Annotated in this window: 17 protein-coding genes; 8 read left to right on the forward strand and 9 right to left on the reverse strand. The window is 68.3% G+C overall.

Going from position 1 to position 24,507, the window contains the following annotated elements; genetic code table 11:
- Window positions 1-326: 326 nt before the first annotated feature.
- Window positions 327-1,445: an acyltransferase gene (locus ABZ942_RS21845; RefSeq protein ID WP_357385847.1), complete on the forward strand. Its 1,119-nt coding sequence runs from the start codon at window positions 327-329 to the stop codon at window positions 1,443-1,445.
- A gap of 4 nt (window positions 1,446-1,449) precedes the next feature.
- Here ABZ942_RS21845 and ABZ942_RS21850 read toward each other — a convergent pair whose 3' ends face one another.
- From ABZ942_RS21850 to ABZ942_RS21870, 5 genes are all read right to left on the reverse strand, one after another.
- Window positions 1,450-1,869, reverse strand: a complete 420-nt coding sequence (locus ABZ942_RS21850; protein ID WP_357385849.1) for a DinB family protein — start codon at window positions 1,867-1,869, stop codon at window positions 1,450-1,452.
- Between the two features lie 95 nt (window positions 1,870-1,964).
- A complete protein-coding gene (locus tag ABZ942_RS21855; protein ID WP_357384716.1) occupies window positions 1,965-6,302 on the reverse strand; it encodes an alpha-(1->3)-arabinofuranosyltransferase in 4,338 nt (1,445 codons plus the stop codon).
- A 127-nt stretch (window positions 6,303-6,429) separates the two neighbouring features.
- A complete protein-coding gene (locus tag ABZ942_RS21860; RefSeq protein WP_357384718.1) occupies window positions 6,430-6,600 on the reverse strand; it encodes a DUF2613 domain-containing protein in 171 nt (56 codons plus the stop codon).
- A gap of 177 nt (window positions 6,601-6,777) precedes the next feature.
- Window positions 6,778-7,869 carry an isochorismate synthase gene (locus tag ABZ942_RS21865; RefSeq protein ID WP_357384720.1) on the reverse strand — a complete coding sequence of 364 codons (1,092 nt, stop codon included), beginning with the start codon at window positions 7,867-7,869 and terminating at the stop codon, window positions 6,778-6,780.
- 72 nt (window positions 7,870-7,941) lie between these two features.
- The gene (locus ABZ942_RS21870) at window positions 7,942-8,430 is read right to left on the reverse strand and encodes a universal stress protein (protein WP_357384722.1); all 489 of its coding nucleotides are present in this window, start codon (window positions 8,428-8,430) and stop codon (window positions 7,942-7,944) included.
- Between the two features lie 206 nt (window positions 8,431-8,636).
- Here ABZ942_RS21870 and ABZ942_RS21875 point away from each other — a divergent pair, with 206 nt between their 5' ends.
- The 3 genes from ABZ942_RS21875 to ABZ942_RS21885 all read left to right on the forward strand — a co-directional run bounded on the left by ABZ942_RS21875 (window position 8,637) and on the right by ABZ942_RS21885 (window position 11,774).
- Entirely contained in the window at window positions 8,637-9,800 is a 1,164-nt protein-coding gene (locus tag ABZ942_RS21875) for a glycoside hydrolase family 3 N-terminal domain-containing protein (protein ID WP_357384724.1), read from the forward strand.
- Between the two features lie 88 nt (window positions 9,801-9,888).
- A complete protein-coding gene (locus ABZ942_RS21880; RefSeq protein ID WP_357384726.1) occupies window positions 9,889-10,488 on the forward strand; it encodes a TetR/AcrR family transcriptional regulator in 600 nt (199 codons plus the stop codon).
- A 29-nt stretch (window positions 10,489-10,517) separates the two neighbouring features.
- A complete protein-coding gene (locus tag ABZ942_RS21885; RefSeq protein ID WP_357384728.1) occupies window positions 10,518-11,774 on the forward strand; it encodes a DUF5685 family protein in 1,257 nt (418 codons plus the stop codon).
- Window positions 11,775-11,856: 82 nt separating this feature from the next.
- Here ABZ942_RS21885 and ABZ942_RS21890 read toward each other — a convergent pair whose 3' ends face one another.
- Both ABZ942_RS21890 and ABZ942_RS21895 read right to left on the reverse strand, forming a co-directional pair.
- The gene (locus ABZ942_RS21890) at window positions 11,857-12,726 is read right to left on the reverse strand and encodes a MaoC/PaaZ C-terminal domain-containing protein (protein WP_357384730.1); all 870 of its coding nucleotides are present in this window, start codon (window positions 12,724-12,726) and stop codon (window positions 11,857-11,859) included.
- Complete coding sequence (locus ABZ942_RS21895) at window positions 12,723-14,081, reverse strand: 3-oxoacyl-ACP reductase (RefSeq protein ID WP_357384732.1); 1,359 nt, start codon at window positions 14,079-14,081, stop codon at window positions 12,723-12,725. The genes ABZ942_RS21890 and ABZ942_RS21895 overlap by 4 nt, the downstream gene beginning before the upstream one ends.
- A gap of 362 nt (window positions 14,082-14,443) precedes the next feature.
- Here ABZ942_RS21895 and ABZ942_RS21900 point away from each other — a divergent pair, with 362 nt between their 5' ends.
- Window positions 14,444-15,766: an acetyl-CoA C-acetyltransferase gene (locus ABZ942_RS21900; protein ID WP_357384734.1), complete on the forward strand. Its 1,323-nt coding sequence runs from the start codon at window positions 14,444-14,446 to the stop codon at window positions 15,764-15,766.
- A 204-nt stretch (window positions 15,767-15,970) separates the two neighbouring features.
- On the opposite strand, the gene ABZ942_RS21905 is transcribed toward ABZ942_RS21900, so the two are convergent.
- Window positions 15,971-17,725, reverse strand: coding sequence for an SDR family oxidoreductase (locus ABZ942_RS21905; protein WP_357384736.1), 1,755 nt, complete (start codon window positions 17,723-17,725; stop codon window positions 15,971-15,973).
- Window positions 17,726-18,159: 434 nt separating this feature from the next.
- Between ABZ942_RS21905 and ABZ942_RS21910 the strand changes: the two genes are divergently transcribed.
- Together ABZ942_RS21910 and ABZ942_RS21915 are read left to right on the forward strand one after the other, a co-directional pair.
- Window positions 18,160-19,431: a hypothetical protein gene (locus ABZ942_RS21910; protein ID WP_357384738.1), complete on the forward strand. Its 1,272-nt coding sequence runs from the start codon at window positions 18,160-18,162 to the stop codon at window positions 19,429-19,431.
- On the forward strand, window positions 19,432-20,754 hold the full coding sequence (locus ABZ942_RS21915; protein ID WP_357384739.1) for a lipase family protein: 1,323 nt from the start codon (window positions 19,432-19,434) through the stop codon (window positions 20,752-20,754). It begins immediately after the preceding gene.
- Between the two features lie 152 nt (window positions 20,755-20,906).
- Here the strand turns inward: ABZ942_RS21915 and gnd are convergent, their stop codons facing one another.
- Window positions 20,907-21,935 (reverse strand): phosphogluconate dehydrogenase (NAD(+)-dependent, decarboxylating), encoded by a 1,029-nt coding sequence (gene gnd / locus ABZ942_RS21920; protein WP_357384741.1) that lies wholly within the window; start codon window positions 21,933-21,935, stop codon window positions 20,907-20,909.
- Between the two features lie 306 nt (window positions 21,936-22,241).
- Here gnd and ABZ942_RS21925 point away from each other — a divergent pair, with 306 nt between their 5' ends.
- A complete protein-coding gene (locus tag ABZ942_RS21925) occupies window positions 22,242-24,182 on the forward strand; it encodes a VanW family protein (protein ID WP_357384743.1) in 1,941 nt (646 codons plus the stop codon).
- Window positions 24,183-24,507: the final 325 nt, after the last annotated feature.

Raw genomic sequence — 24,507 nt, forward strand, 5'->3', positions numbered from 1 at the left:
GTCGTAGAACAGGGGTCGTTCCGGCGAGTACGGCGGGCCGCCCGCGGCACTCGTGAGCCCCGACACTAACAGTCCGGTGTCGTACCATGCGGTGCCGAGGCCGGAAACGGCCGAGAAATCGCCCGAGTTTAGCGCGGAATGTGAAACGTCGAGTTATCACCTGATAATTGGCGAGGCAGACTGGAGCCCAACGAGTGAAAGCATCGCGGAGCGATTCGATGAGGGGCGGCGGTCGGATGTCGGGTGGGCCCGCAACCCTGCCTACGGCCTCCGCTGCCGACGCCCCGGTGGCGCCGACCCGCGCCTTTCTACCCGCGCTCGAAGGCATGCGCGGGATGGCCGCCCTCGGTGTGTTGTTGACGCACGTCGCGTTCCAGACCGGCGCCGCGGGGACGCCGGTGATCGGGCGGGTGTGGGGACGGTTCGACATGGCGGTCGCGGTATTCTTCGCGCTCTCCGGCTTTCTGCTCTGGCGGCCACATGCCGCCGCGGCGCGCGGGCTCGGCCGCGCGCCGTCGCTCGGTTACTACCTGCGGCATCGCGCCGCGCGCATCCTGCCTGCGTATTGGGCTGTCGTCTGCGTGGTGCTGGTGCTGTTGCCGAGCGCGGCGGGAACCGCCGGGTTGCGCGTCTGGGTGTCGAATCTGGCGTTGCTGCAGGTGTTCGTGCCGTTGACGCTGACCGATGGACTCACGCAAATGTGGAGTCTTTCGGTCGAGGTGGCCTTCTATCTAGTGCTGCCATTGCTGGCGTTCGCGGCGGTGTGGTTGCGCGGCAGTGCCGTTCGATGGCGGGTTCCAGTGCTGCTCGGCCTGGCGGCGATCTGCCTGGGTTGGAACTTCATTCCGGTGCCGACGCCCGACGCGATCCATTCCGACAATTGGCTGCCCGGATATCTGCCGTGGTTCGCGATGGGAATGGTGCTCGCCGAACTCTCTTTTGGTAGCGAACGGCTATCGCAATGGCGTCGGCTGGTGGGTAACCAATGGTTGATGTGGACCGTCGCGCTGGCCGCTTTCCTGGTCTCGGCCACCGATGTCGGCGGACCCGGCGGACTCACGCACGCCGAGCCGTGGCAGTACGCGTCGAAGATGGGACTCGGCGCGATCATCGGCTTCGCACTGCTCGCGCCGCTGGTGCTCGGCGATGCCGGCCGACCGCATCGATGGCTGAAATCGCGGGTGGCCGCGACCATCGGGCGGTGGTCCTACGGCATCTTCCTGTGGCATCTCGCGGTGCTGTGGGTGGTCTTCCCGGTGTTCGGGATCGTGCCGTTCAGCGGGGACTTCGGTTACGTCGTCGTGCTCACGATCGTGCTGACCCTGCCCGTCGCGGCGGCCAGTTACGCGTTGATCGAGGAACCGATGCGGCAGTGGGCGCGCGGCCGGGACCGGGCGAAGCCGGCGCCGGAAGTCGAAGCGGAAGACCGCCTCGCGGCTCCGTGACCGGTCAGGTATCCAACTGCCGGTGCATGTCGAGCAGATGGTGGCGGAGTTCGTGCAGGGTGTGCAGCGCGAGCCAGCGCAGCGAACGTTTTTCCGGCTCCGGGTAGCTGAAGATCAGCGTCCGTTCCCAGTCCTCGGCGTCCAGTCGGTCGAGCACATTGGCGAACAGCAGTGCGGCGTCGCGGAGTTGGCGGCCGACATCGGACGGCTTCTGGTCCGCGTAGCCGTCGTGCTCGACCCGCTCGTCGCGGCCCATCGGCGCGGTCTCCGGCGTATCCGTACGGCGGGCGGCCAGCACGCGCTCCCGCTGCATGAACAGCACATCCCGCATGTGACAGGCGTATTCGAGTGGGGACCAGGTGTCGGCGTCCGGTCGCTGCCGTAGTTTCGGCGAATCGGTGAGGAGTAGGTCCGCGTATTCCACCGCGTGCTCTCTGGCCAACAGCGCGACATCAGTAGCGCGGGTCAGGTCGTAGACGAAACCGCATTCAGCACAGGAGCTCACGCAGGGTCACATTATCAACGAGGTCCGTTGCGGCGCAGCCCGAATGGCCGACCGGGTGGCAGTGCGGCAACGCCGACGGCTATCACCGCGAGTACAGCTGGCAGTTGGGCCCACAGTGAGCCGCCCATGTATCCACCTGAAGCGCGCCACGGGCCGGTCGATAGCGCCGCTGCCGACAGTGCCGTGCCGACGCCCGCCACGATGACGAGCACTCTCGGTGCGATCTGTGGATAGAAGTGGGCAGCAGCGAGTGTGCCTGCGGCGATAATGGTTCCGACCGGACCGGCGATCAAGGTCGCCGCGACCGCGAGGCCGAGTGTGCCGAGCCAGCGCGGGCCCCAGGTCAGCGGTGCGGAATCCGATACGCCGCCAACGGCATTCGTTTCGGCGGCCGGAGCGCCGTCTGCCTCATCTGCGAGGGCGGTATCGGCCTGGTCAGGCGGAGTATCCGCCTTAGATGCAACCGTTTTCGCGGTGCGTGCGCGACGCGGAATCGCCAATGCGATGAGCGGGAGGAGTAGGAACAGTCCGCCGAAGATGCCGAGGCGATACCAGCGATCGGTGGGGAACGAGACGGTGACCGGCCCTGTCGCGCCGGCTGGGAGCAGCCAGGCTTGCTGCCAGCCGTCGATGACCACGGGCTCCAGGGCGCGTCCGTCGGAAGTTGTTGCGCGCCAGCCGACGTTCGTGCTCAGCGGCAGCACCAGCAGCCGAGTTCCGGCCGTCGGCTCGGCCGGTGCGGCGAACCCGGTGCGGTCGAGGCGGAGTCGGTCGACGGAGAACAGATCGGTCGGCCCGACGGTGACGTCGGCGCGGCCCCGCGACAGCGCGAGCGAATCAGGCTGGAGCGGAGCGTCATCCGCGCAGAGGTGCGCGGGAACCGGGGCGCCGGAGCGCAGTTGGTCCGCGGTAGCGGTGACAGTGGTGCGCCGGAGCTGTCCGTCGATGTTGATGGTCGGTCCGATTTCACACGGGACAGTGATCTCTCGGTCGAGTGCCGCAGGCGCGGGATAGTCCGGACCGAGCACCGAAACCTCGGCCAGGCCCGGCGGCTGCGACTGCACGAAGCCGAGCGCCGTCATGTCCAGGACCGGCTGCCAGGACTGGATGCTGAGCTCGATGCGATCGGTCACGTAGGGGTGCAAGGAAATTCGAGTCGGCGTGCCGGGATCGCGCTTATCCAGCTCGCGCACCTGTGGACCGTCGCCGAGATTGACCGCCACCGAGGTGGGTGCGGCAGGTAAGCCACCGAGCGATGGAGTCAGTTCCAGACCGGTCACCAGCGCGGGCTCGGGCAGTTCGATGGTCAGCGTCGGCTTGGCGCCGGTCAGGGTCCGCACCGAGTCCTCCGGCGCGGTCCAACTGGTCCGCGGATCGCCGTCGGTCGCGGCGAACGCGGCGCCGCGCAGGTCGCCGACGTCGGCCTTGCCCCTGGCGACCGGGCGGTCGTGGTCGGTGAGCAGTGCCTCCAGCGCGGGGCCCTGCCTGGTCCGGACGGTCAGCTCGGGCGTGACGGACATGGCTTCGGGCACCGAGAGCGTGCGTTCGAAGGCGCCGGGTTCCTCGGGCGCCAAGGCCAGGGCCTTGCTGCAGCGCACTCGGTTCGGCGAATCGAAACACGCACTGCGCCCGGGGAATTCCTGTCCGAGATCCCACCCGCGGACCTGCGCACCCGCCTGCGTCGGCGGGAGTACGGTTCGGTGCCGGATGTCGACGCGGACCGGCTGCTCGCGGTCGGCGTAGTCGTCCAGCGTGAGCTCGCTGATGCCGAACTGCCCACCGCTCTTGCCGGTTTCGGTGCGGATCGCGGTGATGGTGACCCACTGCGTCTTGCCCGCGGGCAGCGAAACCGACACCGGCTTACCGGGTTCGGGGATGTGACTGGTCACGGTGCCGTTGGCGGTACGCACCTCGACCCACTTCACCGGGTCGCCGATGGCGGCGGCGCTGGTAGTGAAGGTCAGCTGGCCGACCCGGATCGGCTGTGTCAGGTCCAGCCGAAGCCATTGTCCGAGAGCGTGTTCGGAGCCGTTGCTGATCCAGGCCGTGGCCGGATCGCCATCGACGACGGCCGCGGTGGAGCTGCCCGGTGCGGCCCCGCCGAGCTGGGTGGCGTCGGCGGCCGAGCTGGACGCGGTGGTGGTCGCGCCCGACCATTCCCCGCGCACCAGTTCGGCGCCGGGCACCGGGTAGTCGGGCACCAGGTTGTGCGTGCGGCGGGCGTCGTCGGGGGCGCGGACGGCGGAATTGTGGTTGTCGACGCGACCGAAGTCGGACTCCCGGTCCATCGGGGTGTCAGTGATGGTCACCGGCCCGCTCGGCAGTCCGGCACGGGCCGCGTCGGCGGCGAGCAGGGTGGGGGTGTCGGTGGTTCCCGGATCGCGATGCAGTCGTTCGAGCACTTCGGGCCCGCCTTGCACAACGGGTACTGCGCCGAGCGGCACCGTGTACGCGCCGGGGAACGACTGTGGCGCACCGGTTCCGCTGCGTACCTCGGTCGGCGTGCCCGGGGTTCGTGTCTGCACCCGGTAGATCTCGACCGCCGGGTACGCGGGCCGCAGATCGCCGTCGGCGACCAGATCCTCGGCGATTACCTTGGATTCGATCGGATCGCCGAACTCGGCCACCTTCGTCAAGCCGGGCGAACCGTCGATCGCGCTGTGCGCCAACATCGGCCGGGTCGACCGCGACGTCTCCGGATCGAGATCGTTGCGCAGCACCAGAATTCCGATGCCCTGCCCGGCCAGCGTCGCCGCGAGTCCGGCCGAGGGCCTGCCGTCGGCGATCAGCCGCTGCACCGAGTCCATCGCGCGGATGGTGCCCGGCGGGTTCAGCGGCACCGCATCGCGGATCGCCCACGGCGTACTGGCCAAGGCCTGCAGCGGCTCGTCGCGGGTCAGCCCCCACACCTGGCTGCCGAACGGTGCGCCGGGCACGACCAGCGCGCGGGTATCGGAAGCGTTGTGGTGCAACCAGTCCGCGGTCTGCTGCCAATACGCGGGCACGTGGTCGTAGGCGCCGCGCGGGGCCAGCTTGCCGGTCCAGGCCAGCGAGGTGGACAGGGTCAGCGCGGTCAGGATGAGCGCGGCCACCGCGACGGTACGATCCCGCTCCGGATGCGCGAACGCGCTGCGCCACACCGGCATCGGCACCGAGGCGGGTAGCGGCACCTTGGCGAGCAGCTGAGCGAGGCCGAGCACCAACGGGATTCGGATCAGCGGCTCCAGCTTGTGCACATTGCGCAGCGGCGCACCGCCGGAATCCAGGAAGACCCGCACCGACTCCGCGAACGGCCCACCGAGCTCGCCGACGTATCCGGCGCAGATGCCGACCAGCCCGACGCACAGGATCAGCGTCAGCCGCCCGCGGTACGGCATGGACCGCATCGCCAACCCCGCCATGCCCGCCGCCGCGAGCAGCCCGGTGGCGAGCACCGCCGCGGGCTGGGTCACCAGCACCGCGCCCGCGATGCGCTCCGGCGAGACGAACGGCGTCCAGCTGTCGGTGCCGCGCAGCACCTCGGCGAGCGAGGCCCATTGCGTTGTCACGCCGGACGATTCGATGTAGTCCAGGAACGGCGGGCTCACCTTGCCGAGCAGCAGCAGCGGCACCGCCCACCAGAACGTGGCGAGCACCAGCAACGGAACCCAGGCCCTGGTGAATCGCCACCACTCCCGATTCGGCCGGTACGACGCCCACCACAGCAGCGCGGGCAAGAACGCCGCGACCGTAGCCACGGCATTGACCGACCCCATCAGCGCGAGTGCCAGCGCGCTGCCGGCCGCCGATTCGGCTCCGCCGCGTCGCTCGCGTCCAGCAGGTGCCTGTCCAGAGTTGTCCGGTGTGCGATCCGAGTCCGCCCCTGTTGCCGGTAGACCGACCGCGCGCCGCCGATTCCGGTAGCTGATGCCCAACGCCGCCGGCGCCAGCAAAACCCACGGCGCCAGCATCATCGGCAGTGTCTCCGAGGAGATCGAGCCGAGCGTGGTGAGCACGCGGGGCGACAGCGCGAACGTGACCGCCGCGATGATGCGCGACCCGCGGGTGCCGACGCCGAGGGTCTCGCAGAGCCGGATGATGCCCCAGAACCCGGCGAGCAGCAGCAATGCCCACCAGATGCGCTGAGTGGCCCAGGCGGGCAGGCCGAGTACGTGGCCGAGGGAGAAGAACGCGCCGTGCGGGAAGAAGTAGCCGTAGGCCTGGTTCTGCACCTGGCCCATCGGAGCCTGGCTGCTCCACAGATGACTGGCGCGTGCGAGGAAGCCGAGCGGATTCTGCGCCAGGTCGTATTTGGTGTCGGCGACCGTGCGTCCCGGCGTCTGCAGAAAGGTCAGCAGGAACGCCGCGAGCACCGACGCGAGGAACCAGCGTCTACCCAGCGGCGCGGTAGAGAGCGTTTGCGAGTCGCGAATGCGCGAGGCCGCGCTGTGCCGCCGCGCCGCCGGTCGGAGCGAGTCGGCAGGTGAAGCGGGGGTCAGCTCAGCGACTGCCGTACTCGACGTTGTTCAGCAACGCGGAGTCCTTGTCACCGCTGCGGTCGATGTCCGGACGCGAGTTCTGCTGCACCGCCACCGTGACGAGGAGCACCGCGATCACGCCGAGTACGGCGCCGCCGACAGCACTCGCAACACCTGGAACAGCAAACTTCATTGCGGCACTCCAATACATCGATGCAGGCACATTCCCGGTCAACCTAGCAGCCCGGTCCGCTATCCGGTGCGTTCAGCCCGCCGATTCCCGGCAGGTGACGCGGCTGGGGCGGCGATCACAGCGGATGGACGGCGCTATCAGCCGCCCGCGCGGACGGCAGACGTCGAGCGCGCCGGGTCAGTGTGTCGGGATGGCACAGTGCAGGCCGCCGAGCAGGGTGCGCAGCTTGGCGGTGGTCTCGTCGAGTTCGGTCTTGGGGTCCGAGGCGGCGACGATGCCGCCGCCCGCGTAGGCCTGCACGGTGCGTCCGTCGGCCGACAATTCGGCGCAGCGAATGGCGACCACCCACGCCCCGTCGCCGCTCGCGTCGCACCAGCCGACCGCGCCGCCGTAGAAGCCGCGGTCTTCCTCCAGATCGGCGATCGTGTCGAGCGCGAGCCCGGTCGGGGTGCCGCAGACGGCCGGAGTGGGGTGCAGCAGCAGCGCCAGGTCGAGGGCGGTGGTCGAAGCGTCGCGCAGCCGTCCGGTGATCGGGGTGGCGAGGTGCCAGACCTCGTGGGTGTTGATCAGTTCCGGGCCGTCGGGGATGGACAGTTCGGCGCAGACGGGGGCGAGTTTGTCCCGAATCCACTCGATGACGAAGGCGTGCTCGTCGCGATTCTTGGTGCTGGCCAGCAGTTCTCGGGCCTGTGCCGCATCGGCGTCCGGATCGGCGCGGCGCGGCGCGGTGCCCGCCAGCGGCCGCAGCGTGACCGTGTCGCCGTGCTTGGCGATGAGCACCTCGGGTGTCGCGCCGACCAGCGTCGCGCCGGTGCGCCCGGCCGGTGTCAGGTCGACCGCGAACACATTCGCGTGCGGATGCCGCGTCAGCAGGTGGGCCGCGACCAGTTCGGGCGCCAGCGCGTCGGCGGCCTCTGCCACCACCGACCGCGCGGCCACCACCTTGCGCAGCGGCTGGGCCGGATCCTTCAGCTGCTCAACGAGTTTCGTCACCCGCGCGATATGTTCAGCGGCACTGGGGATTTCGGTGACGAACCGCACGGCGGGCAGGTCGGGCAGCGCTGCGGGCCGCCACGGCCCCGCGGTGTGCAGCACCCGCTCGGGCACGCTCAACGCGGCGGGCTTACGCGGATCGAACGGCAGCGCACCGACGATCATCGTCGCGCCGTCCCGCAGCGCGGCCACCGCCCGATCTGCCGCATCGAACGCGACCCGGCTGCCGGATGCTCGGACCACCTCGTCCGGCTGAGCAAGCAGGAAACCATCCATAGTCTCTCGACCCTAGCCCCGTGCGGCCCCACCGCGGCCTACCCGTGAGCGCCCTCACGACTCCACTCGGTGCTAGCCCGTTTTGGCGACGGGTTCCTTGCCTGGCGGGACCATCAGGACCGGGCGGTGGCAGTGCTTGAGGACCGCGTCGGCGACGCTGCTGTGCATCAGGGCGCGGATGCCGGTGGCGCCCCGGGTGCCTGCGACGATGATGTCGACGTCCAGGTCGTCGGCGCATTCGACGATGGCGTTCCAGATGGTCGTCGTGCATTCGGCGGTGCGCGCTTCGGCATTGAGTCCGGCGAGTTTGGCCAGCCGGACGCCCTCGGTGTTGATGGTGCGGGCGTCTACGTAGGCGACGTCCTCGATCTCCTCGTCGGGCACCCACTCCGGCTGCATCACCCCGGACAGGCCGGACAGGCGAGCGGCTTGGCGCACCATCGGCTCCCACGCGGTCAGCACGACGGCTCGGTCGGCGCTGAGGAACCGCCCGGCGTACTCGATGGCCCGCTTGGCGTTCTCGGACCCGTCATAGGCGATGAGCATCAGATCGCAGGGCATGGTGACCTCCTGGTGGGAGACTCACGGCTGTTGAATAAGGCTACCTTGACCGAGAGCGGCCCACCTGCTGCCGCGCGGAATCGATCTCGCGTCGCAACACCCAGTTCGGATAACCACGCAGGCCGACTCGCCGGTGTTGTGCTACCGCCCGATCAGTGCGGCCTCGCGCAGTCGCGCCTCGCAAGCGCTCTGTACGGTTGACGTCCATGCGGAAGACGCCCCTGCTCATGCTCGCCGTGCTGGCCGCCGTCGCGACCGCCTGCTCGAGCGGCGGTGGCGGCGACTCCACGCCGTCCCGGGCGGCGAATCCCGTGCCGGCGTCCGTATCGCCCACGCAGGCAACAACATCCGCGAAACCGGATTGCACGGCCGGCTATCTCGCGCAGTTCACGCTGCGGCAGAAGCTGGCGCAGCTGTTGACCGTCGGCATCACCGGCGACGCCGATGCCGCGAACGTGGTGCGGACCGAACAGGTCGGCGGCATCTTCGTCGGCAGCTGGACCGATCTCTCACTGCTGACCACCGGCCAGCTCGACCAGGTCAAGCAGTCGGCCAAGGTGCCGCTCATGGTGACCATCGATGAGGAAGGCGGCCGCGTCTCCCGGGTGGGCAGCCTGATCGGCAAGGCGCCGTCGGCCAGGTCTACGGCGCAGACCATGACCGCCGAGCAGTTCCACGACGCCACGTTGACCAGGGGTCGCGCGTTGAAGGACCTCGGTGTGACGGTGGACTTCGCGCCGGACAGCGATGTGAGCAGCCAGCCCGACGATTCCGTCATCGGTGACCGTTCCTTCTCCGACGATCCCGCCGTGGTCACCAAGTACGCCGACGCCTACATCCGGGCCATGCGCGAGGCCGGCGTCGGCACCGTGCTGAAGCACTTCCCTGGTCACGGCTCCGGCTCGGGCGATTCGCATCGCGGCGCGGTCCGCACGCCGCCGCTGGCGGACCTGCAGAATGTCGATCTCGTCCCGTTTCGCAACCTGATCAAATCCGGCGCGGGCGTGATGGTCGGCCATCTCGACGTTCCCGGCCTCACCACCCCCGACGTGCCCGCGAGCATCAGCCCGCAGGTGATGGCGTTGCTGCGGGGCGGAAGTGGTTACGGTGCCGCGCCGTTCGACGGCCCGATCTTCACCGACGACCTCAGTGGCATGGCCGCGATCACCAGCCGTTTGTCCATCGCGGACGCAGTGGAGGCCGCGCTGGTCGCCGGCGCCGACAACGCGCTGTGGATCAGCACCAATGCGGTATCCAGCGTGCTCGATCAACTGGAGCAGGCCGTGGCGGCGGGCCGCTTACCGGCCGCGCGGGTGGACGCGTCGGTGCTGCGCATGGCCACCTTCAAGGGCGCGCTTCCGCGCTGCTGAGGCACTGTTTCCGCGACTGGTGAGCAAATACGACCCGCGGAACTTACCTTGGAGTAATATATGAGCTTCACCATTGGTAGGAGAGTGGATGGCGGGCGGAACGAAGCGACTTCCTCGGGCGGTTCGTGAGCAGCAGATGCTCGATGCCGCCGTCGAGGTGTTCTCGCGGAAAGGCTTCCACGATACGTCGATGGATGCCATTGCCGCCGAGGCGAAGATATCGAAGCCGATGCTGTACCTGTACTACGGCTCCAAGGATGAACTGTTCCGCGCCTGCATCCAGCGCGAGGGACTGCGCTTCATCGAATCGGTGGTGCCCGCGGGTAATCCGCAGCTGTCGCCGCACGAACAGGTGCGGGTGGCGCTGGAGGGTTTCCTCGGATTCGTCGACCGCAATCGCCGCTCCTGGCAGGTGCTCTACCGGCAGGCCATCGGCCAGCAAGCGTTCGCGTCCGAGATCGAGAACGCCCGCGAGCGCGTCATCGAACTGACCGCGAAGCTGCTGGAATCCAGCGCCAAGCACCCCGAACCCGGCACCAACTTCGACGTGGTCGCGGTCGCCGTGATCGGCGCGGGCGAGGCCATCGCGGATCGGGTGGCCAGCGGCCGCATCGAGGTCGCCGAGGCCGTCGACCTGCTCGACGATCTCGCGTGGCGCGGTCTGGCGGGACGTAAGAAGGCGGAGTAGGCGACGCCGCGGCGTTCCGGCTCGCCGTTGTGGGTGATCGACGTGTAGCGGTTGCCGCGTGGTTAACGGCCTGCCAGAGTTCGGAGATCATCAAGCGCAAGACCGGCTCCGACCAGGACGAGCCGGGGGAGAACGGGGCGGAATTGTTCGGGTTGCTCAGGCCGTGTTCGCACGGCGCGGCGAAGTATGGAATCGATGCGGCCGAGTGGCGCACGCATATGTGCGGGCTGTGTCTGGGGTTACGGGATGGGCACGGCCAATTGGCCCGTGCGACAACTAATGTCGATGCGATCGTGTTGAGCATGCTTACCGAGGTGCAGTCCGCGGGCGCGGTCGAGCGCACGACGGCGGGACGGTGTGCACTGCGGGGGATGCAGCGTGCGTCGGTGGCGTCCGCGAATTCACCCGGTGTGCGGCTGGCCGCTACGGCGTCACTGTTGTTGGCGTCGGCCAAGGTTCGTGACCATGTGGACGATGGTGATGCTGCCGTCCTGGCTCGTACGCCGATGGCCAAGGCCGCGAGTCGATGGGCCGGGCAGGCGCAGGTGAGCGCACAGCGGATCGGCCTGGATGTGGCGCCGCTCATCGCCGCGCTGAACGCGCAGGCGCAGCTGGAGCAGGCCGCGGGCGCAGGGACGGATGCGCTGGCGCGATTGACCGCGCCGACCCAGCTCTGCGCATCGGAGTTCTTCGCGCACACAGCGGTTTTGGCCGATCGCCCGGAGAATGTCGACGCATTGCGCACTGCGGGTTGGCAATTCGGCCGGATCGCGCATCTCGCCGATGCCGTGCAGGATTATGAGCAGGACCTGACGCGCGGCCGGTTCAATCCGCTCGCCGCCACCGGCACCACCATGCCGCAGGCGTACGACCTACTGCGGGAATCGGATTCGCGACTGCGCGAAGCCGTTGCACAAGCCGAGCTGGACGCGGTACCCACCGTCCGCTGGATGCTGCTCGACCCGTTGGCGTCGGTGCTGCGCAAGCTCGGCCAGGGCATCGGCACGGTAGTCGGCCATACCTGCGGGGTATCCCACGACCACGCCGACGTGCAAATGCACTCGCGGCGTACGGGCCAGCGCCCCGGCCTGAGCGAATCGCTCACCCTCATCCTCGGCTCGTACTGCACCGGCTACGCCTGCTTCGCTGAACACACCCAGCCGTGCACCGGCGAACGCAAGCAACCGTGGATCAACAACTGCGATTGCGGCGGTTGTGATTGTGGTTGCGGTGACTGTGATTGCAGCTGCTGCGATTGCTGCGGCTGCTGCGACTGCAGCTGCTGAACCGTTTGCCGCGCACATCGCGTAGCTGAAACGACCGGAGCCGCACCCTGATCGGGTGCGGCTCCGGTGTCCGTTCACTACCTCAACGCAGCGTGGCGGTGAGGTGCGGGAACCCCTTCTTCGGGTTCAGCACGGCCAGATCCCAGCCGCCCGCCACCTGATCCGCGTACACGTTCACCGTCGACGGCAGGAAGATCGGCTTGCCGAACTTCACCGCGTAGGTGGCCTTGCCGGGCACCCGGCCCTCGATCGTGCCGAGGATGTGCGCGGCCGACCACATGCCGTGCGCGATCGGCTTCGGGAAGCCCAAAGCCTTGGCGCCCAACGACGAAATGTGGATCGGGTTGTGGTCGCCCGACGCGGCGGCGTACTGGCTGATCGTCTTCTGATCGATCCGCCAGGTGCGCAGCGGCGGCGGCGCGGCCTCCTCCGGCTTGGGTTCGGGCTTCGGCCCGCCCGACAGCGAGGTGCGCTGCTGGTGCAGGAAGGTGGTGACCTGTCGCCAGACCAGCTCCCGGCCGACGCTGATCTCGCTGATCGCGTCGACGAGCAGCCCCTTCGGGTGCTCGCGCAGATTCTCGATGTGCGACTTGATATCCAGCGGCTCGCTCACCGAGATGTCGCGGGTCCGCTCGATCAGGTTCTCCGCGTGCACCGCGCCGACCGCGACGAACGGAAAGTCACGCTGCACAACGAGTTGCATCACGATCGGGAAGGTGAGGATGAACGGGTAGGTCAGCGGCAGCGCATCGCCGAACCGCAGCCCGGTCGCCCGGCAGTAGGCGGCCAGGTGATCCGGATCCACCCGCAGGCCGTCGAGCTGACTCGACCGATCCGGCAGCGTCGATTTACGACCCGAAACCAGCGGCAGCGGAATCGCGCCCAGCGCGGCCTTCAGGTACAGCGGGCCGTTCTTCGGTGTCTCTTTCAGCGAGATCACTTGCGTCATCATGCTCCGATCAGGCTCTGCCCGCAGACGCGAACGATGTTGCCGGTCACCGCGTTCGACGCCGGGCTGGCGAAGAAGGCGATGGTCTCGGCGACGTCGACGGTCTGCCCGCCCTGCAGCAGCGAGCTCATCAGCCGGCCCGCCTCGCGGGTGGTCAGCGGGATGGCGGCGGTCATCGCGGTCTCGATGAAGCCGGGCGCCACCGCGTTGATGGTGATGCCCTTCTCCGCCAGCTTCGGCGCCTCGGCGTTCACCATGCCGATGACGCCGGCCTTGGAGGCGCCGTAGTTGGTCTGGCCGCGGTTGCCCGCGATGCCCGCGATCGAGGACACGTCGATCACCCGGCCGCCGTCCTTCAGCGCGCCGCGGGCCACCAGGCCCTCGGTGATCCGGTGCGGCGCCGCGAGATTCACGTTGAGCACCGAGTTCCAGCGGCCCTCGTCCATGTTGGCGAGCAGCTTGTCCCTGGTGATGCCCGCGTTGTGCACGATGATGTCGATGCCGCCGAAGCGTTCGGTGGCGAACTCGGCCAGCTTCTCGGCGGCGTCGGGCGCGGTCACGTCCAGCGCGAGCGCGGTGCCGCCGACCTTGTTCGCGGTCTGCGACAGCGCCTCACCGGCGGCCGGGATGTCGGCGACGATCACGGTCGCGCCGTCGCGGGCGAATACCTCGGCGATGGTCGCGCCGATGCCGCGCGCGGCGCCGGTGACCACGGCGACCTTGCCGTCCAGCGGGCGGTCCCAGCTGGCCGGCGCGGTGGCGTCGTCCTTGCCGACCCGGATGACCTGGCCGTCGACGAACGCCGACTTGGCCGAGAGCAGGAAGCGCAGCGTCGACTCCAGGCCGGTCGCGCCGGTCGAGGCTTCGGGGTGCAGGTAGACCAGCTGTGCGGTGGCGCCGCGCAGCAGCTCCTTGGCGACCGAGCGGGTGAAGCCCTCGAGCGCGCGCTGGGCGATCTGCTCGTCCACCGTCGAGGCCAGCTCGGGGGTCGTGCCGATCACCACGATGCGGCCGGAGGCGGCGATGCTGCGCATGGCGGGCTGGAAGAATTCGTAGAGCTGCGACAAATCCTCGATCGACCCGATGCCGGTCGCGTCGAACACCAGCGCGCCGAACTTGGTTCCGGCGCTTGCCGAATCGGCGAAGGTGTAGTCCGTCAGCAGCGTGCGCAGCGGCTCGGCCACCCGGCCCTTGCCGCCGAGCAGCACCGGCCCGGGCAGAGCGGGCTCGCCCTGCTTGTAGCGACGCAGATTCTCCGGCTGCGGCAGCCCGAGCTTGCTCGCCAGGAACTGACCCGGGGAGGAGTGTACGAACGATCCGTAGAGGTTGGGCGCACCCTTGCTCTTGCTGGCTGCCACTGTTCCTACCTTTTCTGTGTTGGATTTTGCGGCGCTCGCTGTCCCTGCGTGGTTACGCAAGCTACCGCCTTCGGGACTGATGCTCACGCCGCCGGGTGGCCGGCGGCGTGCACGGTCCCTGCCGTGTGGTTACGCAAGCTACCGCCTCCGGGACTGTCGCTCACGCCGCGATGCTGTTCTCGGGTCTGCTGGTTCCCCCGGCATTTGGTCTGCTCACGCACATTTGCGGGGGTACGGTGTCGACAACAAACTTACTCCAGAGTAAGTTTAATGTAAACCAACCGCGACGGGGCGCCGATCAGTGGAGACTTCCACGCGGACTCCGGAGCGCCGAACATCCCCAACGAGACCTGGAGACTCGAGTGACAACCAAATCCCGTTCGGCGAAGAGCACCGCCAAGACCGGTAAGACCACCCGCCCGGTCGCGATCGTGGGCGGCAACCGGATTCCGTTCGCTCGCTCCGACAAGGCGTACGCGCACGCCTCCAACCAGGACATGTTCACCGCCGCGCTGGACGGCCTGGTCAGCCGCTTCGGCCTGCAGGGCGAGCGGCTCGGCATGGTGGTCGGCGGCGCCGTGCTCAAGCGGGTCGGCGAGCACGGCATGATCCGGGAGAGCGTGCTCGGCAGCAAGCTCAGCCCGTACACCCCGGCCCACGATCTGCAGCTGGCCTGCGGCACCGGCCTCCAGGCCATCGTCACCGTCGGCGACGGAATTGCCCAGGGCCGCTTCGAAGCCGGCATCGGCGGCGGCACCGACACCACGTCCGACGCCCCGATCGGCGTCAGCGAGGGCATGCGCGAGTGGATGCTCGACGCGAACCGCGCCAAGTCCAACAAGGACCGGCTCAAGCTGGTCGGCCAGCTGCGCCCGAGCATGCTCGGCATCGAGATCCCGCGCAACGCCGAGCCGCGCACCGGGCTGTCCATGGGCGAGCACGCCGCGATCACCGCCAAGGAATTCGGCGTGCCGCGCGAGGCGCAGGACGAGCTGGCCTACCTGTCGCACAAGAACATGGCCGCCGCCTACGACCGCGGCTTCTTCGATGACCTGATCACCCCGTTCCTCGGGCTGACCCGCGACGACAACCTGCGTCCCGGCTCCACCGTCGAGAAGCTGGCCACCCTCAAGCCGGTGTTCGGCGTCAAGGCGGGCGACGCCACCATGACCGCGGGTAACTCCACCCCGCTGACCGACGGCGCCTCCGCGGTGCTGCTGTCCAGCGAGGAATGGGCCACCGAGCGCAACCTGCCGGTGCTGGCCAACCTGGTCGACAGCGAGGTCGCGTCGGTCGACTACATCCACGGCCCGGACGGCCTGCTGATGGCCCCGACCTACGCGGTGCCGCGGATGCTGGCCCGAAACGGCCTGACCCTGCAGGACTTCGACTACTACGAGATCCACGAGGCGTTCGCCTCCGTGGTGCTCGCCACGCTGTCCGCGTGGGAGTCCGACGCCTACTGCAAGGAGCGGCTCGGCCTGGACGGGGCGCTCGGCTCGATCGACCGCAGCAAGCTCAATGTCAACGGCTCCTCGCTGGCGGCGGGCCACCCGTTCGCCGCGACCGGCGGACGCATCGTCGCCTCGACCGCGAAGCTGCTGGCGGAGAAGGGATCCGGCCGCGCGCTGATCTCCATCTGTGCCGCGGGCGGCCAGGGCGTCGTCGCCATCGTCGAGCGGTAGCTCCCCCCCGCCTCTCCGCGTCTTCAGGCCAGACTGAGTGCCAGTGGCGTTGGCGGCTGGCGGTGCGGCGCTGGGTGAGTTGGCCGGTCCCCGGTGAGTTACCCATGTCCTGACGAAATCAGTTGTCGCGCTGAGGCGATCGAGTGTGAGCACGCGACGAGGGCGGTATTCGGTCATGCTGTGACCGAATACCGCCTTCGTCTGTCAGCGCACCAAACTGCCTCGGGTGGCGGCGAATCGGACTACTCCCGGTGCGAAGCGGCCGAAGACGTACTGCAGCCGGGCTTCCGGAGTCACCGGGACGACGTCCTTGTTCTTCCGCACGGCCCGCACGATCTGCTCGGCGACCTTGTCCGGACCGTATCCGCGCAGGCGGTACAGGCGGTCGTAGAGCTGTTGTCTGCGCTGCTCTTCCTCGGCGGATACACCCGACATGCGCGTGTTCGCCACGATGTTGGTGTGCACGATGCCGGGGCAGATGGTGCTGACACCGATTCCGCTGCTGGACAATTCGGCGCGCAGGCAGTCGGAGAACATGAAGACCGCGGCCTTGCTGGTGGAGTACGCGGTGAACGCCTGCTGCGGGGTGTAGGCCGCCATGCTGGACAGGTTGACGATGTGCCCGCCGATCCCGCGCTCGGCCATCGCACCGGCGAAAGCGCGGCAGCCGTTGACGACTCCGTGCAGGTTGACCGCGAGTACCCGGTCGAAGTCCTCGGACGAGGTGTCCAGGAACCGCCCGGCCTGTCCGATGCCGGCGTTGTTGATCAGGACGTCGGGCACGCCGTGTTCGCGGATCACGCCGTCGGCGTGCTTGCGCACCGCGGACTCGTCGGACACATCCAACTCGTAGGCGTGCGCTTTGCCGCCCGACTGAGCGATCAACGCGACGGTCGCCTCGGCCGCGACGCCGTTGACATCGGACACCACGACTTCGGAACCCTCGCGTGCGAACGCCAGCGCGGTCGCCCGGCCGATACCGCTGCCGCCGCCGGTGATCACGACGAGCTGATCCTCGAACGGCCTGCGCGACACGCCCATTCGGGCCCGGCGCAACGCCCGGGCCGGTGGTGCACCCGCCACGGAGTCGATCAATTCGATCGCGGCCGAGGCGAGCAGCTCCGGGTGCGAGAACGGCAGCCAATGCCCGCCCTGCACCACCCGCAGCCAGACCTGATCGGCCCACTGATCCTCGTCGGCGTAACTCGATTGCCGCACTGCCGGATCGCGGGTGCCGATGATGATCTGGGTTGGCACCGTGGTGAATTGGTCGCGGGCCCGCAGCGGATTGGCGGCCCAGGTCGACCGGTAGATGCGCAGCCCGTTCGCCATGTCCTGCTTGAAGGTCGGCGCCAGGTGAATCCGCTCCGGCGGCGCGCCCTCGGCGGCGGAAAGCCCGGAGCGCCACAGCTGTTCGCTCATCCCCAGCTTGATCGCCGCCTTCGGCAGTCCCGGTAGTGCGAGGAAGGTCGAGTAGGCGAACGAACCGAGCTGGGCCAGCGGCAGCGCGATATTGCGCGGCGTCGGCCGGGCCAGCCGGGCGCGCGCCCACTTGCTGACGTGCGCGATGCTCGGCCCGGAGACCGAGGTGAACGACGCGACCAGGCGTTCGGCGTCAGGGCCACAGACGATTTCCCAGGTGGCGACGCTGCCCCAGTCGTGCGCGAGCACGTGCACGGGTGCGCCGTTGCCGAGCGCCTCGATCACCGCGACATAGTCGGCGGCCAGTGTCGTGGTCGAAATGGCTGCGGTGCCAGGCGGGTTGGACGATGCTCCGTGCCCGCGGTTGTCCACGCTCAATACCCGGAACCGGTCGGTCAGCTCCGGAACGACGTTGTCCCACAGGTGATGTGAGTCCGGCCAGCCGTGCAGCAGCAGGATCGTCGGCCCGTCCGGATTCCCTTGCTCGTAGACGGCGATGTCGACCTCGCCATTGCGGACCACATGCTTCTCGGCCATCGATTCACCCCACTATCCGGGCCGCGGCGGTCGCGGTCCGTGGACGTAGCTTCCGCCCCATTCTGTCTGAGACGGTGAGATTCGGGTAGTCCCCTGCTACCTCGATGGCCTGCGGGTGGCCCTTGTGAGCTATCTCATGAATTTTGATTCACATCGCCCAGGCATTTCACCATGTCCACAGGACGATTTATCAGCAACTAGCAGGCAACTTACGTGTTACACGTTTTCGTCGGCTGCTGAATGCTCGTCACATCGACGTTTGCGGTCGGGCTGATCTGTGTGTTTACCTGCACGTCACCTACTGTGCTACCGGGGCTATGCGACTGGCAGGGCGATTTATCACTGCCTTATCGATACGCAGCTACCGGCAGGACATCTCTTCGGCTTAACGAATTACTCGAATCGAGCTAGCAGAGAGGAAGGCTGAACAGCTGATGCGAATCGGTATGGCGCTGCGCGCCACCGCACTGGCTCTCGCGGCCGCGACCGGTCTCGGACTCGCGTCCACCGCCCCGGCGGGAGCCGCCGGCGACGTGGACCGCTACCTGGACCTGCCGCTGGTGAACCGAGACGCCGCGAGCAGTCCCGGCGGCGTCAACCCTGAGCTGCCCTATGACGTGAACGAGCTGCGCGGGCTGTTGGACGAGGCGCGCGCCGAAGGGGTTGCGCCCACCCGATACGCCGCCCTGCTCTATCAGTACTGGCTGGTCGACGTGACGAACAAGGCGGGCATCGACCTGCGGTCCTGGGATCCGCGGGCCGGCGTCGAGGCCAATCGCACCAACCTGATCAGGTCCTATCGCTACTACGAAGACCTGCAACTGAACCACCGCGAACTGCAGTGGGCGGGCATGGGCGGTCAGGTCGGCGCCGACTTCGGCGGCGGGCTCATCGATTTCGAGCTGATGGGCAACATCTACGGCCTGCCCGGTCTCTCCGAATCCGCGCGCGGTGTCATCGCCGCGGTCGAGCAGGCCGCCGGACCGCAAGCGGTGGCCCAACTTCCGCACGGGCTGATGGCGCTGGCCGAGGCGGGCTCGCAGATTTCGCCGGAGGACCTGCGCTACATCATCGGGATGATCCTGGTGATGCAGAAAAACATCTTCTCGGATCTGATGCCGATGCACGACGCCTACGTCACCGAAGGCCTGCCCGCACTGCAGGAGTTCCAGGCGGCCGGGCTGTTCGGCGACGACATCATGACGGCCTGGCGTGGGGTCGCCTCCGGTGATTACGGCCGGATCGCCTCGGGCAACGGGACTCTGCTGCGCAGGGAACAAGAATGGGTGATCCGCGACCAGTGGGACGCGGTGCGCGGCTATAAGGGCAGCGTCGGCGAGGCGATCACCTACGTCAGCGGTGCGGCCGGATCGCCGTCGGTCGCGGGCGTCGCGCCGCCACGGGAATTCAACCCGGTGCGCATGCAGGTGACCATGGCCAACGGTCAGCCCGCGCTGGTGACATTGCCACTGCCGGACTGGAATTGGTCCGAGTTCGATTCCCGCTGGGACTACATCACCACCGAGCTGCTGCCGAAGTACAAGTTCCAGGTCGAAAACAACTGGCCCGCACTGGAAGCCGTGATGCGCACGCCCTACGAGATACAAATGGAATCGCATCGACCGCTGTTCAACATTCCGCAGCTGTTGGATTCGGCCGCCAGGCAGATCCAGGTGACTCCGATCGACACGATGGCGGTGCGCTAGATGAAACGCTTCACCGTGACCGTCGCGACGGTCGCCTCGTTGGTGCTCTGCGCGGGAACCGCTGCCGCAGAACAGGAAATGCCGACGCCCGGACTCGACCGGGTCTTCAACGGCTTCGTCGTCGGGCAGATCCAAGGCGCGCAACCGGTTCCGCCGGATCAGGCGTTCCAGGCGTTGCTCGCCAACGACCCGTTCTATCAGGAGCCGTCGCTGACCGGGTCCGAACAGCCGGGGACGTTGCTGAAGGCCAAGAAGGTCGACGTGATGTTCCTCGGCATCACCCCGCCCGACGTCGAGGCCTACAAGCTGATGTACGTGACCACCGGCATCGACGGAGTCACGCCGACCATCAGCACCGGCATCCTGATGATCCCGAATCACGGTGCGCCCGTTGGTGAGAAGAAGCTGATCTCCTATCAGGAGGCCAACGACAGCGTCGGCTGGTCCTGTCATCCGAGCACGCAGTGGACCGGCGGCGACCCGCTGGACGGTTCGTCGTGGTCGGCGCTCGGCCCGCTGGCGCTGATGTTCGACAAGGGCTACGCGGTGATGATCTCCGACGTCGGCAACGACGGGGACCGCAAGCCGCACGGCGTCTTCGCGGGCAAGTTCGCCGCGCACGCCCAGCTCGACGGTGTCCGTGCGGCGTTGGCGCATCGCGAGGCCGGACTCGACCCGAACGCGCAGACGGCGTTGTTCGGCGTCGCGGGCGGCGGCGTGGGCGCGGCCTTCGCCGCCGAGCTGCAGCCGACCTACGCGCCGGAGCTCGACGTGAAATCCGCTGTGCTGGAAGGGATGGTGGTGAACCCGCGCAACTTCATGCGGGTCGCCGACGGCTCGGTCGGCTCCGGTTTCGCGCTGGCCACGCTGCTCGGCCTGGAGCCCGCGTACCCGGAGATGGCGGTGAACTCGAAGCTGAACCCGGCAGGCGTCGGGTTGGCGAACGCCTTCCGTACCCAATGCCAGACGCCCGCCTACTTCGGGCTGCCGTTCCTGCCATTGAATACGCTGTTCAACTCCGGGCTGAGCCCCGCCGACGAACCCGCCTTCCAGCGCGCGTTCGAGGACAACATCCTCGGTCGCTCCGGCACGCCGAAGGCCAAGGTGGCCATCACGTCCTGCGTCGCCGACGACTCGCCGATGTCGCTGGTGCCCGCCAAGGACTCGCGGGAACTCGCCGATACCTACCGGGCAGGCGGCACCGACGTCACCTACCAGCCCACCGATTGCGGCATGGTCCGCATGCTCACCGATATCTACGGCTGGGGTACGGACCTGTTCGGCATGCAGACGATCGACTGGATAGATCGCAACTTCGACTGAAAAGGATTACCCGCCATGGCATTTCTCTACGGCATCAACTATCTGTTCTGGTACGGCCCGCTGGCGGTCGCCAAGCTGATGGCGCAGGCGGCCGGCTTCTGACCGGTCGTTGCGTACCGCGGCTCCCGCACCGTGCGGGAGCCGCGTTTTCGCTACGCGCCGGGTAGCTCGTTGTGCCCGCCGAACGCCTTGCGCATCGCCGACAGCATCTTGTCCGCGTACAGCGATTCGCCGCGTGACGAAAACCGTTGGAACAGTGCGGAAGCGAGCACCGGCACCGGAACGCCGGTGTCGATCGCGGCATCGATCGTCCACCGGCCCTCGCCGGAATCGGAGACCCGGCCGCTGTAGGAATCGAGGTTCGGGTCCGCGTACAGCGCGCTCGCGGTGAGGTCCAGCAACCAGGAGGCGACCACCGAACCGCGGCGCCACACCTCGGTCACCTCGGGCACGTCCAGGTCGTATTTGTAGTACTCGGGATGCTCGAGCGGCGTCTCCTCGGCGGAGAACTCGCCGTCGTGCTCGTTGCCGTAGTTCGCCTTGTGCAGGATGTTCAGTCCCTCGGCGTAAGCGGCCATCGCGCCGTACTCGATGCCGTTGTGCACCATCTTCACGAAGTGCCCCGCGCCCGCGGGTCCGCAGTGCAGGTAGCCCTGCTCGGCCATCGACGGCTCGCCGGTGCGTCCCGGCGTCCGCTCGGCCGCCTCGACGCCGGGTGCGATGGACTTCAGCAGCGGATCCAGGTACCGCACAGGATCGGCCTCGCCGCCGATCATCAGGCAGAAGCCGCGGTCCAGGCCGAAGACGCCACCCGAGGTGCCGATGTCCACGTAGTGGATGCCCTTGGGGCGCAACTGCTCGGCCCGTTTGATGTCCTCGTGGTAGCGACTGTTACCGCCGTCGATGATGATGTCGCCCGGCTCCAGCAGCTCGGCGACCTGGTCGATGACGGCCCCGGTCGCGCCCGCGGGGATCATCACCCACACCACCCGCGGCGTTTCCAGGGTGCGCACGAAATCCGCGAGGTCGGTGCTGCCCTGGAAGTGGTCGCCGAGCTCCTGGCGCAGGATATCGATCTGGTGTGGGCGGCGTTCGTAGCCGACGGCGGTGTGCCCGTCCTTGACGATGCGACGCACGATATTGGCGCCCATCCGCCCGAGGCCGATCATTCCCAGCTGCATGCCATCCATCTCCCTCGTGTGTGCGGTGGCCGAACACTCGTCTACCGGATTGTCCCGCTTCGGTCCGATCCTGGTCCGTTCGGCGGTGTAACGCACGGTGCGCCGCACCGATAATCAGATCGGCTCCGCGTAGTTGCCAGACCCCCGACCCGGCAACTGCGCGGGGCCCTTTGCGTGTACCACCTGCTTCTTTGCACGGAGTTAGCTGCAGATCGGTGCTCACCGGCCGATGTCGGCGTCGCGCACTATCGTTGGCGGGACTCGCATCCTGTGAGTCCCAACTCAACCGAACGGGGAGGACGGTTCGTGACGAGCCAGTCGAGCACCGGACGCCGTGGCCACCAACCGGCGGGCGAGGTCGGCTTACGCCAGTTGCTCGAATCGGCCCAGGCCCAAGGGTCGGCCCAGGCCCACGGAACGGCCGAGACCAACGAGGCGAACCCGGCCCAGGCGTGGGGCGGCGACTCGGCGCCTACCGAACCGATCCGGGTCACCCCGTCCCGGCGCGCCACCCATCGGGCCGTGCCCGCCGAGCGCCCGGCCCGGCGGCCGATCTCCGGACCCCCGCCGCAGCGGCTGAATCGCACCGTGCTGAAGCGGGCGGGCATCGCGGTCGGTGCGGTGCTTGCGGTGGCGGGCATCGGCTACACGGTCGACTGGGTGCTGTCGTCCGGGCAGGTGCCGCGCGGCACCGTGGTCGCGGGCATCGAGGTCGGTGGCCTGGACACCGCCGCCGCGGACGCGCGATTGCGCGCGGAGCTCGGGCCGAGATCCGATCGGGAACTGCCGCTGCGCATCGGTGACGTGCAGACTCGGCTGGTGCCCGCCGCCGCGGGGTTGGCGGTGGACTGGGACGGCACCTGGGCGCGCGTCGGCACGCAGCCGCTCAATCCACTCACCCGGCTCGCCTCGTTCTTCACCACCCGCGATGTCGCGGTGGCCAGCGCCGTCGACGACGCCGCGCTCGATCGCCAGCTGACCGCGCTGCGCGTGCACGACCGGCCGTCGGTCGAGGGCACCATCGCCTTCGACAAGGCCAGACCCGTGGCCGTCGCACCGGTGCCCGGCCGAGTGCTCGACGTCGCCGCCGCACGCGACGAGCTGATCGGCAACTGGATCACCGGCATCACGGTCGACCTTCCGGTGCACCCCGCGCCGCTCACTGTCCGGCCGGAAGCGGTCGATCAGGCCCTGCGCACGGTGGCCGAGCCCGCGGTGCGCGCGCCGATCACGTTCGCGGGCAAGGGGGCGTCGGCCAAGCTCGACCCGGAGCAGATCGCCACCGTGCTTTCCTTCGTGCCCGACGGCCAGGGCGGCCTCGGCGTTTCCATCGATCAGAACATCGCGGTCGGTTTGCTGGCGCCCCAGCTGGTGGCGACGGAGATCGAGGCGAAGGACGCGACGTTCGCACTGACCGGCGGCAAACCGACGGTGGTGCCCGCGGTCGTCGGCGACAAGATCAACTGGCCGAAGACGTTCGAGCAGTTCACCGCGTTGCTGACCGCGCCGCAGGAACGCAACGGCCAGGTGGTCTACGAAAAGGTGGAGCCGAAGCTCACCACCGAGGCGGCGCAGGGACTCGGCGTCATCGAGCCGATGGGCTCGTTCACCACCAACGGATTCAGCGGTCCGTCCGGCGTGAATATCAAGGTGGTCGCCAGGAAGGTGAACGGCGCGGTGGTGAAGCCGGGGGATACGTTCTCGCTCAACGACTTCACCGGCCCGCGCGGCACGGCCGAGGGCTACGTCGAGTCCGGCATCATCGACCACGGCCGGCCGGGCACCGCCGTCGGCGGTGGTATCAGCCAGTTCGCCACCACCCTCTACAACGCCGCGTACTTCGCGGGCATGGAGGACGCGGGCCACACCGAGCACAGCTACTACATCTCCCGCTACCCGGCCGCGCGCGAGGCGACCGTCTTCGACGGCGCGATCGATCTGAGCTTCCGCAACAACAGCCCGACCGGTGTCTTCATCGAGGCCGTCACCACGGATTCCGAAGTGACCGTTCGACTCTGGGGCACCAAGACCGTCGAGGTCGAATCCGTCACCGGTGACCGGACCAAGCCGACCGAGCCGACCACCGTCAAGCTGCCCAAGGGCAAGGACTGCATCGCCTCGGAGGGCGCGCCGGGCTTCACCACCTCCGACACCCGCATCATCACCGACAAGCGCTCCGGTCGCGAGGTCTACCGGCACACCAGGACGGTCAAGTACGACCCCATTCCTGTCGTGAAATGTGAGTGAGCGCAACGATTCCGGGGCAGTGCCCCGTCTCCGTCGACGAGCCGCGCGCGGCCGCCACCTGGCTGCTTCTCGCGGCTCGAGCTGTCTTCTGGCTATCCGGTAACGCGTTACCGGTCGGACCGGGGGTGCGACGAAACATTCTGCGGCAGGGCGACTTTGGTGGGCGCCCCCCCGGCGAATGGGATATAACTACGCCAGATTCCGGGACGCGAGTTCGGTTCCGTCTCGGAGTGGGGCTCGAGGTAGAGCGAAGTGTAGGCGTTTTCCCGCGCCGGCCGCTGTGCCCGCATGGCTCTTTACGGCGCTGACGCCGATTTCACGGCGT

It is taken from the genome of Nocardia sp. NPDC046473 (genome assembly GCF_040645995.1).
Taxonomy (GTDB): Bacteria; Actinomycetota; Actinomycetes; order Mycobacteriales; family Mycobacteriaceae; genus Nocardia.

Bases quoted from the DNA above. Each gene is read 5' to 3' on its own strand.
- ABZ942_RS21870 (WP_357384722.1), bottom strand. From the start codon at position 8,430: ATGCCCTGCGATCTGATGCTCATCGCCTATGACGGGTCCGAGAACGCC.
- gnd (WP_357384741.1), bottom strand. From the start codon at position 21,935: ATGCAGCTGGGAATGATCGGCCTCGGGCGGATGGGCGCCAATATCGTG.
- ABZ942_RS21875 (WP_357384724.1), top strand. From the start codon at position 8,637: ATGCGGAAGACGCCCCTGCTCATGCTCGCCGTGCTGGCCGCCGTCGCG.
- ABZ942_RS21910 (WP_357384738.1), top strand. From the start codon at position 18,160: ATGCGAATCGGTATGGCGCTGCGCGCCACCGCACTGGCTCTCGCGGCC.
- ABZ942_RS21860 (WP_357384718.1), bottom strand. From the start codon at position 6,600: ATGAAGTTTGCTGTTCCAGGTGTTGCGAGTGCTGTCGGCGGCGCCGTA.
- ABZ942_RS21865 (WP_357384720.1), bottom strand. From the start codon at position 7,869: ATGGATGGTTTCCTGCTTGCTCAGCCGGACGAGGTGGTCCGAGCATCC.
- ABZ942_RS21845 (WP_357385847.1), top strand. From the start codon at position 327: ATGCGCGGGATGGCCGCCCTCGGTGTGTTGTTGACGCACGTCGCGTTC.
- ABZ942_RS21880 (WP_357384726.1), top strand. From the start codon at position 9,889: ATGGCGGGCGGAACGAAGCGACTTCCTCGGGCGGTTCGTGAGCAGCAG.
- ABZ942_RS21915 (WP_357384739.1), top strand. From the start codon at position 19,432: ATGAAACGCTTCACCGTGACCGTCGCGACGGTCGCCTCGTTGGTGCTC.
- ABZ942_RS21905 (WP_357384736.1), bottom strand. From the start codon at position 17,725: ATGGCCGAGAAGCATGTGGTCCGCAATGGCGAGGTCGACATCGCCGTC.
- ABZ942_RS21890 (WP_357384730.1), bottom strand. From the start codon at position 12,726: ATGATGACGCAAGTGATCTCGCTGAAAGAGACACCGAAGAACGGCCCG.